This window comes from Sphingomonas cellulosilytica (assembly GCF_052321755.1).
Taxonomy (GTDB): domain Bacteria; phylum Pseudomonadota; class Alphaproteobacteria; order Sphingomonadales; family Sphingomonadaceae; genus Sphingomonas.
The window spans coordinates 1-11,996 of the sequence record NZ_JBQRTT010000002.1 but is presented as its reverse complement, the minus strand read 5'-3'; the positions used below and the strand labels follow the sequence as shown (position 1 = coordinate 11,996).

The following is an 11,996-nucleotide window of genomic DNA, read 5'->3' as shown; positions in this document are numbered from 1 at the left end:
CCTAGCCCAGCGGCGACCAGCTGATCTCGTCTTCGCCTTCGTCCTCGTCGCCGACCGGTTCGGCGGCGGGAATGGCGTCGAGCAGGCGGTCGAGCACCCAGTCGACTCCGGTGCCGGCCGCGCCCGACAGCGGGATCACGTCGGTGCCGCTTTCCTCCGCCAGTTCGGCGGACAGCGCCTCGATCAACTCGTCGTCGAGCATGTCGATCTTGTTGAGCGCGACGACATGCGGCTTGTCGGCAAGGCCGCCGCCATAGGCCTCCAACTCGGCGCGGACGATGCGATAGCTTTCGGCGACATCCGCATCGTTGGCGTCGACCAGGTGCAGGAGCACGCGGCAGCGCTCGATATGCCCCAGGAACCGGTCGCCGATCCCGGCGCCGTCCGCCGCGCCCTCGATCAGGCCGGGAATGTCGGCGACGACGAATTCGCGTTGCCGGTGGCGCACCACGCCGAGCTGCGGCCGGGTGGTGGTGAAGGCATAGGCGCCCACCTTCGCCTGCGCGTTGGTGACGGCGTTGATGAAGGTCGACTTGCCGGCATTGGGCAGGCCGACCAGTCCGGCATCGGCGAGCAGCTTGAGGCGCAGCCACACCCAGGCCTCTTCCGAAGGCCAGCCGGTGCCGTGCTGGCGCGGCGCGCGATTGGTCGAGGTCTTGTAGCTCGCATTGCCGCGGCCGCCGTCGCCGCCGCGCAGGAACACCTCGCGCTGGCCGACGCGGGTAAAGTCGAGGAGCACCTCGTCCTTGTCCTCCGACAGGACCTGCGTGCCGACCGGCACACGGATCACGAGGTCGTCGCCGCCACCACCGGTGCGGTTGCTGCCCGATCCGCCATGGCCGCGGGGCGCGCGGAAATGCTGGGTGTAGCGGAAATCGATCAGCGTGTTGAGCCCGGCCACCGCTTCAAACACGATGTCGCCGCCCTTGCCGCCGTTGCCGCCGTCGGGGCCGCCATATTCGATGAACTTTTCGCGGCGGAAGCTGACGGCGCCGGGGCCGCCCGAACCGGAACGGACGAAGATCTTGGCCTGGTCGAGGAAATGCATGGCGCCTCTTTAGCGTGATGGCCGCGAACGGCCAGCCCCCGGGGCATGCCGGGCGATCGGCTCCGCATCGGCGGCAGGTGATGGACCGTCCCGCCAGGGCGGGCTAAGGTTTCCGACAGTGACGATGACGCACCCTTCTGCCACCGATCCGATGCCGCGCCTTGCCTGGCAGCCGGTCTTCGATGCGACGCCGCTGGCACCCGCCGATCGCTATGCGATGTGGCGCGATGCCGATGTCGCCGGACTCGCGACGCGGTACGACACCGTGCCGCACGAACCCTTCACCGTTGCGATGGACTGGCTCGATCTCGGCACGCTCGGCCTCGGGCAGGCGCGGATCACCGCGCAGGATTGGGACCGCAGCCGGGCGAAGGCGGCCGCCGACGATTTCGACCAGCTGGTGGTCAACGTCCGTCACGTCGGCGGCGCGCGGGTCGACACCGGCGACCGCCGGGTGATCGCGTCGACGGGATCGATCATGCTCGCCGACATGGCGCGGCCGATGCATCATTTCTCCGAAGCCTCGGTCAGCACCGGTTTCGCCCTGCCGCGCGAAGTGGCGGAACGCTTTCTGCCGTCGATGGAGCGGCTGCACGGCCATGTCGTGCCGCCGGCACAGGCGGCCTTGCTGGTCAGCCATCTGGCATCGCTGCACGATCAGGCGGCGCATCTGCCCGCCACGGCGGGGCCGGTGCTGGCGCAGACGGTGATCGACCTCCTGGCGATGACGGTAACGGCGAGCCTGGGCACGGCGCCTGCCGACGCCGAACAGCATGAGCGCGGGTTGCTGGTGCAGTTGCGCGACACGATCGAGCGCAACCTCGGTTCGCCCTCGCTGAATACCGCGCGTCTGAGCCGGGAACTCGGCGTTTCGCGTTCGACGTTGTTCCGCCTGTTGCGGGACCAAGGCGGCGTGCAGGCCTATATCCGCGAACGCCGGCTGGCGCGGGTCGCCGACACGCTGCGCGATGGCGGCGACCGGCAGACGATCGCGGTCCTCGCCGAACGCTGGGGCTTCTGCGATGCCGCCTATCTCGGCCGCGCCTTCCGCGAGGCCTATGGCATCACGCCGGGCGACTATCGCGCCCTGCACCTGTCGTCACCGGCCAGTCGCGGTTCGACGCGGTAGCCGCCGATCGGCACCGCGGACCCCCGTCGCGACATCGATCGGCGTCAGCCGTACGGGAACGCGGATCAGCGCACCGTCTGGTCGGCTCGATCGAGCGGCATCCATTTGCCGTTGCCCTGCGCCTTGACCAACGGGGTCCCGCAACGGTCGCAAGCCGAACTCCATCGCGATCCGTCCGACCGGAGGCGACGCCGCACGCGCTTGTGACCCAGGATCCCGCACGCCAGACGCTTGAATGACTGCATCATTGACCCATCCGATCGATAGGTCCGCATAGCCCCCAAGCCACGCACGCTGCAGGGGGCAGGGCATTGCGCTGGTGCCACACGCCATTGCCCATGTGTCAGGCCGCACCGGTCAGGCGGATGCGTCCGACCTCGCGAGCATCGCCACCGCGAGATCGCGCGCCTTGCCACGCGGCAGGCCGAGCGCCTCGGCCATGGCGGCACCGAGCAGCGCATCGCCCAGCGCCAGCAGGACCAGGTGCAGCGTTTCGTCCTGGATCGGCCGTTCGGCGGGTTGCACGCCATCGGCGAGTTCATCGACCAGATCGTGGATCGCCGACAGGATCGGATCGAGCGCATCGCGATTGCCGGACAGGATCATCCAACTCGCCAGCCCGCCCGCGCCGCCGCTGTCGAAGGCGTCGAAGACGAGGTCGACGATCGCCCGCGGATCGGGCTCCGCCCCGCCGGCCGCGGCGCGGTTGTTCAGCACGGCGTCACGGATCGTCGAAGTGATGTAGCCCGCCATACGCGCGATCAGCGCCTGCTGCAGCCCCTCGGCCGAGCCGAAATGGTGCAGCAGGTTGGCGTGCGTCCGCCCGATCCGCGCGCCGACCGCCTTCAGCGTCACCGCCTGCGGGCCGCTTTCGATCAACAGGCTCTGCGCGGCCTGCAACGCGGCATCGCGGCTCTGGGCGGGGGACAGGCGCTTGCGAAGGGTTGCGGTGGACAGGAGGATGACCTATTTACAGAAATGTAAGTAACGCCGAGCGTCCCTTTGTGTTTGGAGGAATCCATGGCGAAAGCAACCACGCCCGCCGATCTGGTCATCACCCCGCGCGACCGCCGCTTTGGCCGCGGCATCGCCATGCGGCGCTGGTGGCTGAACGACGATCCGATCGCCACCGCCTTCTACAACGCCCTGTCGGTGACCTTCCCCAAGGGGGAGGGCTATTTCGTCGACAGCGTGCGCCGGTTCCGCGAGGGCACGCCGCCCAAGCTGACCGCGGAGATCAACGCCTTCATCAAGCAGGAGGTGCTGCACACGCGCGAGCATGTCGCCTTCAACCGCCATGTCACCGATCAGGGTTACGACGTGACGCTGCTCGACCGCGACGTGGATGCCGCGCTGGCGCTGACCAAGGGGCGGCCGCCGATCGCCAGCCTTGCCGCGACCACCGCGCTCGAACATTTCACCGCAATGCTGGCGCATGAACTGATCGCCGATCCGCGACATCTGGCGGGCGGCGAGGAACAGGCCAAGGCGCTGTGGCTGTGGCATGCCGCCGAGGAGATCGAGCACAAGGGCGTCGCCTACGACACGTGGTTGCACGCGACGCAGGGCTGGTCGCGATTCCGGCGCTGGCGGATCAAGGCGCTGGTGATGCTGATTACCACCTGGCGCTTCTTCACAGGGCGGACGCGCGGCATGCTGGAACTGCTGCGGCAGGACGGGCTCAGCGGACCGCGGGTGTGGGCGCGGCTGGCGTGGTATGCGTTCGGCAATCCCGGCATGGCGCGCAAGGTTGCGGGCGTGTGGGCGGCCTATTTCCTGCCGGGTTTCCACCCGTGGAAGCACGACGATCGCGCGCTGATCGGCCTCGCCGAGAGCGATTACGAGGCCGCGGTGATGCCGCGGGCGGCGCGGGTTTAGAGACGCCGGTGGCAGGAGCGGGGGGGGAGATCGGCAGAGTCTCCCCCCAGCAGCGGTGACACGGCGCTTCTGCGGGCGAGGGGCCCGGCACCTATGCCGCGATTCGCATCGGTTCGCTTTGGTCCTCGTCTAGGTCCAGGGCGTAGCTGATCGCCGGTGCCGCCTCCGTCCGCGCGACGGAGCGCTTCATCACCGTCCGTCCGGTGGCGCGGAAGCCGAGCTTGCGCAGCACGGCGCCCGATGCCGGATTGTCGGCGAAATGCCAGGCGCCGATCCGCGTCAGCGGCAGCGCGTGACGGGCGATATCGAGCACGGCGCGGCCGGCTTCCGTGGCATAGCCGCGGCCCCAGGCGGATGGGGTCAGCCAATAGCCGAGTTCCACCCCCGCTTCGCCGCCGAAGTCGGTGAGCGCGATCCCGCCGACCAGGGTCGGGGCACCGGCGTCATGCGACTGGATCAGGAAGCGCGGCTCGTGGTTCGCCCGCGGGTCGGCGGCGAAGGCGTGCGCATCGTCGATCGAATAGGGGAAGGGGACGCGCATCAGCATGCGGGCGACGCCTTCATGGCCGATCGCCTCGGCCAGCGCGGGTGCGTCTTCCGGCCACGCGGGCCGCAGCGTCAGTCTCTTGGTTCTGGCGAACATTCTTGCTCTCTCCTTGGCCACGCCGCTGCCACGCGCCTGTGACGCGGCAGGGACAGTCGGGGTCGGGAGCAAGAAAAAAGGGAGGCCGGGGTGACCCGCCTCCCTTGTTTGGTTGGCACCGCCTGGGCGGTGCGACCGGGTCACCCTGGTGGGCAACCCGGCTGGTTACCCGATGTTATTCAGCGGCTTCCGCCATAATCTGCACCGAGCAGAATTTACGGCCGAGCTTGCCCTCGTGGAACGCCACGCGGCCGTCGACGAGCGCGAACAGCGTGTGATCCTTGCCGATCCCCACGTTCGCACCCGGATAGAATTTGGTCCCGCGCTGACGCACGAGGATGTTGCCCGCGATCGCTTCCTGACCACCGAACTTCTTGACGCCGAGGCGACGACCGGCCGAATCGCGACCGTTACGCGACGAACCGCCTGCTTTCTTATGTGCCATGCTGCTCTACTCCTGTTCGCGCGTGCTGGGCTCAGCCGACCGAAACGATCTTGAGGATCGTGTGGTTCTGGCGATGACCGTTCTTGCGGCGATAATTGTGACGGCGGCGCTTCTTGAAGACGATGACCTTCTCGCCCTTCGCCTGCGCGACGATCTCGGCGGCGACGGTCAGGCCCTCGACGCTCTTGAGCTCGGAGCCTTCGCCCGCGAGCAGGACGTCACCCAGCGTAATCGATGCGCCGGCTTCGCCGTCCAGCTTCTCGACGACGATCTTGTCTCCGGCGGCGACGCGGTACTGCTTGCCGCCCGTGCGCACGACTGCGAACATGGCTCTAGTCACTTCCCAAAAAACATGTGCCCGCGCAGGATATGCCCGGCGGGATGAGCGGCGGCAGCTAAGGAAAACGCGTCCTTCTGTCAACCTCCCGCCGGCGCGTTTTTGCCGGTGGGCCGGATTCGTGCCGCCTCAGTGGCGATGTTCGCGGCGCAGCGCGTAGCGACCGTCCGCGAAATCGGTGAACAGGCCGGAAATCGCCGGATGATCGACCGGCTCGTCGCTTTCGTCGGCCACCAGATTCTGCTGGCTGACATAAGCGACGTAGCTCGATTCCATGTTCTCGGCGAGCAGGTGGTAGAAGGGCTGGTCCTTGCTCGGCCGCACGGATTCGGGAATCGCCTCATACCATTCGTCGGTGTTGGCGAAGACCGGATCGACGTCGAAGATCACGCCGCGGAAATCGAACAGGCGATGGCGCACGACATCGCCGATCGAGAAGCGGGCGTGCGCGATGGCGGGCGCATCGATCTCGACGAAGGGGGGCGTAACCGTTGGGTCGTGGCGGGGCATGCGAGCAATTTAAGCCTCTTTCCGCGCTGCACAAGCGGAACGGTGCTTGCCACCGCATGGCGAACCCGTTAGAGGCGCGCCCTCGACCGACCGACCGGCGCTGTTCGCACCGGAAACGTCTTCTGCGGAGAGGTGGCAGAGTGGTCGATTGTACCGCACTCGAAATGCGGCGTGCCTTTACGGGTACCGAGGGTTCGAATCCCTCCCTCTCCGCCACTTTCCCCCGACGCCATCACCGCTGCGGCGGATCGCCGGCCAGGTAGCGGGCGACGCGATCGATCATGTCGTGCGGGATGCGGCGGGCGATCACCGGCATGGTCGCATGGCTCTTGCGCGCATCCACCACATTCTTGTCGCCGCGCCAGTCGCGCAGGCGCTGCGCGATATAGGTGGCGCGCTGGCCGGCGAGGACCGGATAGGGCTTGCCCGGCGCGTGGCAGCTGGCGCAGGCGGGAAGCTGGACGGCGGGCAGGCCGCTGGTGACGATCCGTGCCGCCTCGGCGTCCGTAGCGGCGCCAGCGGCCGGACGCGCGTCGAGGCCCAGCATGGCGGCGAATCGGCGTGCGTCCGCCGCCATCTCCTGCGGCTGCATGCGCATCGCGACCTGCTGCATCACCGCACTGGAGCGGCGGCCGCTGGCATAGCCCTGCAATGCGGCGAGCAGATAGGCAGGGTCCTGCCCGCCGAGCACGGGGACGTCGGGGGCGCCGCGCCCCTTGCCGTCGACGCCGTGGCAGCCGGTGCAGGCGGCGAGGTCCGACGCCGGATCAGGTTCGCCGACCAGCGCCTGATAGTGCGCCGGCGTCATGCCGGGCAGGCGGCGGACAAAGGCGACCATGCGGCGCACCTCGTCGGGGCGGTCCTGTACGGCCCAGGCAGGCATGCCGGTGTATTTGACACCATGCTGGACGATCCAGAACAGCTGCTTGTCGTTCCATTCCGTCGCGTTCTTCGCAAGGTCGGGCGCTGGCGGGGTGGCGGCCTGCATGACCGGGGCCGGTTTCACCCCCGGCGCGCCGTGGCAGACCGAACAGGCATTGGCGAAATGGCCGGCGGCGCTGACGAGGCCCGTCGCATCGGCGGGATCGTCGGGCGACGTGAAGGCGGCATGGGTGCGGACTGAACTCCGCATCGCCCAGTGCAGGAACCAATCGGTGATCTTCCAATGGCCGCTCGATGCGGCGAGGTTCATCACGCCGGACCAGGCGAACAGCATGCCCGCCACGCCGAGCACGAGGGCGGCGGCGAGCGCCCGGAGCCAGGTGATGCGGATCGTCATGCGGCGGCCTCTTGGGGGGTGCGGAGCAGGCGGGCGAGCAGCGCCAGTCCGCCGGCCAGATAGGCGATGCCGCCGACGAGCAGCATGACGACGCCGGCGAGTTGCTGGTCGGCGAGCGCCTGCGGACCATGGTGCATGTAGAGCGGGCGCGGGGCGAGGCCGATCAGCGCGCCGAGCAGGGTCATGTGCATCGAGGTGACGAGCAGCGCGACGACGCCTGCGGCACGATGCTGCGGCGCCAGCACCGCCGACCAGAGCAGCAGGCCGGCGGCGAGGAAACTCGCCTGTTCGGCGACCAGCCACGCAGGATGGTGCGCGGCGAGCGCACGCAGGGCAGGGACGTGCCAGCCCCACACTACCACCGCCTCGATCAGCGCCGCCGGCAGGGGCGAGGCGAGGCGCGGCCAGCGCAGGGCCGGGTCCCATTGGGCGCCCTGCACGGCCAGCGCGAGCAGCGGCGCTGCGATGGCGACGGCGATCATGTGCGCCACCATATGGCCGGTCATCGCCCCGCCGCTGAGGCTCCAGCCGACGCCGAGCAGCAGGGCGGCCGCGAGGAGCAGGCCGCGTGTCACCGGCAATCGCTCAGCACGAGGACGGGAAGGGCGGTGAAGACCACCGCGATGAAGCTCAGTGCCGACAGCAGCAGCGTCGAATAGGCGAGGAAGCGGAGGCGGTCGATATCGGTGCCGGCATCGTGCGGCGCGGGATCGCCGGGGGTGCGTGCCTGCTGCCAGGCGATCACGCCGGCGCCGACGATGACGACCAGCGCGATCACCGTGCCGACCGCGAAGGCCGTGGGAAAGCGCGCCCAGGCGCCGATCTTCGCGCAGGACACCGCAGCCCAGAGATAGGAGAAGAGGAAATGCACCGCCCAGGTCGTCGGCGGCACGATCAGCGTCCACAAGGTGACGCGCAGGCGGCGGGCGCGGTGCAGCCAACGCCTCACAGCCCCGCCTCCGGGAACAATCCGACCGTCAGATAGGCGACGAGGGCGGTGAGCGCGAAGAAGTGGCAATAGACGGTGATGTTGCGCAGGTCGGCATCGTGGCTGGGAGTCATCCGCCCGGCCAGGCTGCGGGCGAGCGTATAGGCCTGCATGATCGCGGCGACCGCGACGTGGGCGACGGTCCAGATCACCAGCACCCAGACGATCGCGGGATAGACGTTCGCCTTCGGATCGAGGCCGTCGAGGCAGCGGAGGCCGGCGAACAGGCCGGCGATCGCGGCGACGAGTCCCGCGACAAGCAGCAGCCGGGCCGCAGCGACGCCGCCGCGATGATGGACCTCGCGCGCCGCCAGCGTCGCGGCCCAGCTCGCCAGCGACAGGGCCAGCGCGATCATCGGCGCGCCGACCCCCGGTCCGGCGAAACCCGCGCCGAAATCGGGGTGGATGGTCCAGTAGAAATAATAGCCGAATACCAGGCCGGAAAAGGCGGTTGCGTCCGCCATCATCGTGATGAACATCGCCCACCAGCCGGGTGCCGCCGGCCCGGCGATGTAGAGCGGCATCGTCATGCCGTGGCCGATCGGCTTTTCGGGCTTTTCCGGGATCTCGGCGGTATCCCACAGCCACCACAAGATGCAGGCCAGAGTCACCACACCGCAGAGCGCCGCGATCCAGTAGAGATGATAGGTGGTCAGGATGAACACCGCGCCCAGCGCCACCGCGGTCATCATCGGCTTGACGCTCGGCGTGCCGAGGCGGATCACCGATACGGGCCTCGCATCGAGGACGGAGGTGATGATCGTCTCGCGCCGGCCTTCCTCCGCATCGGGCAGGAAGAAGCGGCCTTCGTCGACCTTGGCGACGAAGCCGGGCTGGTCCCAGATCGGGTAGCGGCTCTCGACCAGCGGCACCGAACGGATGCCCCAATCCTCGTCGTCGGGATGGGCCAGCCATTCGAGCGTGCCGGCGTTCCACGGATTGCGCGGTGCCTTGGCCCGGCGGGGCGACAGCGCGAGGTCGGCCACCAGCACCAGCACGCCGGTCGCGAACAGATACGACCCCAGCGTCGAGGCAAGGTTCAGCCAGCCGATGTTGAGGTCTGCGGGATAGGTGAAGACGCGGCGCGGCATCCCCTCCAGCCCCGACAGGTGCATGGGGAAGAAGGTGAGATTGACGCCGGTGAACATGATCCAGAAGGCGATGCGCCCGAGCCGGTCGCTCAGCTTTTTGCCGGTGATGAGCGGCCAGTAATAATAGAGGCCGCCGAACAGCGGCAGCAACGTGCCGCCGATCAGCACGTAATGGAGATGGGCGACGATGAAATAGGTGTCGTGCGCCTGCCAGTCGAACGGCGCGATCGCCACCATGACGCCGGTGAGCCCGCCGATGACGAAGATCGCGAGGCTGCCGCTCGCGTAGAGCAGGGGCGTCGACCATTTGACCTTGCCCGCCCACAACGTCGCGATGAAGGCGAAGATCTGCACGCCAGTCGGGATCGCCACCGCCTCGCTGGCGGCGGAGAAGAAGGCGAGGCTGATCTTGGGCAGGCCGGTCGCGAACATGTGGTGGACCCACAGGCCGAACGACAGGAAGGCGGTGCCGACCGCGGCGAGCACGATCCACGGATAGCCGAGCAGGTGACGCTGGGCGAAGGTCGGGATCAGCATCGCGAAGAGGGCGATGCTGGGCAGGAAGACGATATAGACCTCCGGATGGCCGAAGATCCAGAACAGGTGCTGCCAGAGCAAGGGATCGCCACCCTTCGCCGCGTCGAAGAACGGCCAGCCGAGCAGCCGCTCCATCTCGAACAACAGGTCGCCCGCGATCAGCGGCGGGAAGGCGAACAGGATCATCACCGCCACGACCAGGATGTACCAGGCATAGAGCGGCATCAGGTTGAGCCGCATGCCGGGCGGGCGGCATTTGAGCACGCCGACGATCAGCTCGACGGCGGCGGCGACCGACGACACCTCGATGAACGAAAGGCCGAGCATCCAGATGTCGGCGCCGAGGCCGGAAAGGTCGGTGCGCGTGGTCAGCGGCGGATACATGAACCAGCCGCCGTCGGGCGCGGCGTTGAAGAAGATCGAGCCGCCGACGAACACGCCGCCGAGCAGGAACGACCAATAGCCGAAGGCGGAGAGGCGCGGGAAAGGGAGGTCGCGCGCGCCGAGCAGCTGCGGCAGCAGGATGATCGACACCGCCTCGAACATCGGCACGGCGAACAGGAACATCATCATCGAGCCGTGCAGCGTGAACAGCTGGTTGAAGGTGTTCGCCGAGACGAGGTCGTTGTCCGGCACCGCCAGCTGCGTACGCATCACCAGCGCGAGCACGCCGGCGAACAGCATGAAACCGAATGCGGTCAGCACGTACCAGATGCCGACCCGGTTGTTGTTGACGTCCGTCCAGCGGAAGAACCAGCCCGATGGCGGCTTCCACACCGCGCGCAGCCGCTCCTCCTGGGCGGCGCGGAGGGCAGGATCGTCCTGGTCGTGGAGGCTCATAGGTGGCCTTGCAGGTAGCGGGCGATGGCGGTGGCCTCGGGTTCGGACATCTGCGGGAAGGCGGGCATGCGCACGCCGGGCTTGGTGCGTTCGGGATGGCGGATGAAGGCGGCGAGATTGGCGGTGGTCATCGGCAGGATGCCCGCGGCGAGCGTCGCGCGGCTGCCGAGATGGGTGAGGTCGGGACCGATGGTGCCGGCGGCGCCCGTGCCGCGAATCGTGTGGCAGCCGTTGCAGCCGTAGGCGGCGAAGGCGCGGGCGCCGGTGAACACCGGCGAGCCGGGAAACGCCGGAGTCACGACCGGCGGCGGCGGACCCGCCTGTCGCGTCAGCCAGCGGTCGAAGGCGGCGGGCTCCATCGCCACCACGTCCATCGCCATCAGCGCGTGGCTGAGGCCGCAGAATTCGGCGCATTGGCCGCGGTAGCGACCCGGCTTGTCGGCGCGCACCACCAGGGTGTTGGTGCGGCCGGGGATCATGTCCATCTTGCCGCCGAGGCCGGGGATCCAGAAACTGTGCACCACGTCCGCCGCGGTGAGGCGGAAGGCGACGGTACGGCCGACGGGAATGCGCACCTCGTTGGCGCTTTCGACCGGGGCGCCGCCGGACGGGCGATAGGTGACGCGCCACCAGAATTGCTCGCCCTCGACCGCGATCTGCAGGTCGGCGGGGCCGTAGCTGCGCGGTCGCATATAGGGGAGGGAGTAAGCGAGCAGGCCGAGGAGGACGATGGTCGGGATCACACCGCCGAGCCACAGCACCAGCCGCATGCCCTTGTCGAGGCCGAGCTCCCCTTCGGGTGCCCGCACCGCGTGGCGCATCAGCAGCGCGACTCCGGCGGCGATGAGCACGGCGCCGATCAGCATGACGATGAACAGATGGCGGATGTCCGACGCGTCCGCACCGAACGGCGCGAGCGTCGACTGATGCGTGTTGCATCCGGCGAGAAGCACGAATGCCCCCGCGATCAAAGCTTTGTACCGGCCCCCCATGATAAGCGACAACGCTTCGGGTCCGTAACGGTTCTAGCGAATGTGTAAGGAAAGGTTGCCGGGCTGGTGGCGCTCACCCTCACCCTCGCGCCGCCTGCGGCGTCTTCTCCCTCTCCCCGCGGGAGAGGGAGGGGGCCGCGCGGCACGGAGGCTAGGAGGAAGGACGTTCGCTGTACGCCCCATGCGTCCGTCATTGCGAGCGCAGCGAAGCAATCCAGCGCCGGATCAGGACGCCCTGGATTGCTTCGCTGCGCTCGCAATGACAGCGCGGGGCGGCCG

13 protein-coding genes and 1 tRNA gene are annotated in these 11,996 nt (G+C 68.5%); 3 read left to right on the top strand and 11 right to left on the bottom strand.

Features of this window, described 5'->3' with window-relative positions:
* Position 1: 1 nt before the first annotated feature.
* Positions 2-1,048 carry a GTPase ObgE gene (gene obgE, locus ACTZQ5_RS03185; protein WP_443583720.1) on the bottom strand — a complete coding sequence of 349 codons (1,047 nt, stop codon included), beginning with the start codon at positions 1,046-1,048 and terminating at the stop codon, positions 2-4.
* Positions 1,049-1,172: 124 nt separating this feature from the next.
* Here obgE and ACTZQ5_RS03180 point away from each other — a divergent pair, with 124 nt between their 5' ends.
* Complete coding sequence (locus ACTZQ5_RS03180; RefSeq protein ID WP_443584129.1) at positions 1,173-2,177, top strand: helix-turn-helix domain-containing protein; 1,005 nt, start codon at positions 1,173-1,175, stop codon at positions 2,175-2,177.
* A gap of 357 nt (positions 2,178-2,534) precedes the next feature.
* Here the strand turns inward: ACTZQ5_RS03180 and ACTZQ5_RS03175 are convergent, their stop codons facing one another.
* Positions 2,535-3,077: a TetR/AcrR family transcriptional regulator gene (locus tag ACTZQ5_RS03175; protein ID WP_443583719.1), complete on the bottom strand. Its 543-nt coding sequence runs from the start codon at positions 3,075-3,077 to the stop codon at positions 2,535-2,537.
* 120 nt (positions 3,078-3,197) lie between these two features.
* On the opposite strand from ACTZQ5_RS03175, the gene ACTZQ5_RS03170 reads away from it, so the two are divergent.
* Complete coding sequence (locus tag ACTZQ5_RS03170; RefSeq protein WP_443583718.1) at positions 3,198-4,055, top strand: metal-dependent hydrolase; 858 nt, start codon at positions 3,198-3,200, stop codon at positions 4,053-4,055.
* Between the two features lie 91 nt (positions 4,056-4,146).
* Here the strand turns inward: ACTZQ5_RS03170 and ACTZQ5_RS03165 are convergent, their stop codons facing one another.
* The 4 genes from ACTZQ5_RS03165 to hspQ form a co-directional block, all read right to left on the bottom strand.
* Positions 4,147-4,698, bottom strand: a complete 552-nt coding sequence (locus ACTZQ5_RS03165) for a GNAT family N-acetyltransferase (RefSeq protein WP_443583717.1) — start codon at positions 4,696-4,698, stop codon at positions 4,147-4,149.
* Between the two features lie 175 nt (positions 4,699-4,873).
* Complete coding sequence (rpmA, locus tag ACTZQ5_RS03160) at positions 4,874-5,143, bottom strand: 50S ribosomal protein L27 (protein WP_037534549.1); 270 nt, start codon at positions 5,141-5,143, stop codon at positions 4,874-4,876.
* A 31-nt stretch (positions 5,144-5,174) separates the two neighbouring features.
* Positions 5,175-5,471, bottom strand: coding sequence for a 50S ribosomal protein L21 (gene rplU / locus ACTZQ5_RS03155; RefSeq protein WP_017979337.1), 297 nt, complete (start codon positions 5,469-5,471; stop codon positions 5,175-5,177).
* 138 nt (positions 5,472-5,609) lie between these two features.
* A complete protein-coding gene (gene hspQ / locus ACTZQ5_RS03150; protein WP_443583716.1) occupies positions 5,610-5,990 on the bottom strand; it encodes a heat shock protein HspQ in 381 nt (126 codons plus the stop codon).
* Between the two features lie 126 nt (positions 5,991-6,116).
* Between hspQ and ACTZQ5_RS03145 the strand changes: the two genes are divergently transcribed.
* Positions 6,117-6,206, top strand: a tRNA-Ser gene (locus ACTZQ5_RS03145).
* 16 nt (positions 6,207-6,222) lie between these two features.
* On the opposite strand, the gene ACTZQ5_RS03140 is transcribed toward ACTZQ5_RS03145, so the two are convergent.
* The 5 genes from ACTZQ5_RS03140 to coxB are packed head-to-tail and all read right to left on the bottom strand — an operon-like array spanning position 6,223 to position 11,717.
* Positions 6,223-7,269: a c-type cytochrome gene (locus ACTZQ5_RS03140; protein WP_443583715.1), complete on the bottom strand. Its 1,047-nt coding sequence runs from the start codon at positions 7,267-7,269 to the stop codon at positions 6,223-6,225.
* Entirely contained in the window at positions 7,266-7,844 is a 579-nt protein-coding gene (locus ACTZQ5_RS03135; protein WP_443583714.1) for a cytochrome c oxidase assembly protein, read from the bottom strand. The genes ACTZQ5_RS03140 and ACTZQ5_RS03135 overlap by 4 nt, the downstream gene beginning before the upstream one ends.
* A complete protein-coding gene (locus ACTZQ5_RS03130) occupies positions 7,841-8,218 on the bottom strand; it encodes a hypothetical protein (RefSeq protein WP_443583713.1) in 378 nt (125 codons plus the stop codon). The genes ACTZQ5_RS03135 and ACTZQ5_RS03130 overlap by 4 nt, the downstream gene beginning before the upstream one ends.
* Entirely contained in the window at positions 8,215-10,725 is a 2,511-nt protein-coding gene (gene ctaD, locus ACTZQ5_RS03125; RefSeq protein WP_443583712.1) for a cytochrome c oxidase subunit I, read from the bottom strand. The genes ACTZQ5_RS03130 and ctaD overlap by 4 nt, the downstream gene beginning before the upstream one ends.
* Positions 10,722-11,717 carry a cytochrome c oxidase subunit II gene (coxB, locus tag ACTZQ5_RS03120; protein ID WP_443583711.1) on the bottom strand — a complete coding sequence of 332 codons (996 nt, stop codon included), beginning with the start codon at positions 11,715-11,717 and terminating at the stop codon, positions 10,722-10,724. The genes ctaD and coxB overlap by 4 nt, the downstream gene beginning before the upstream one ends.
* Between the last annotated feature and the right edge of the window lie 279 nt (positions 11,718-11,996).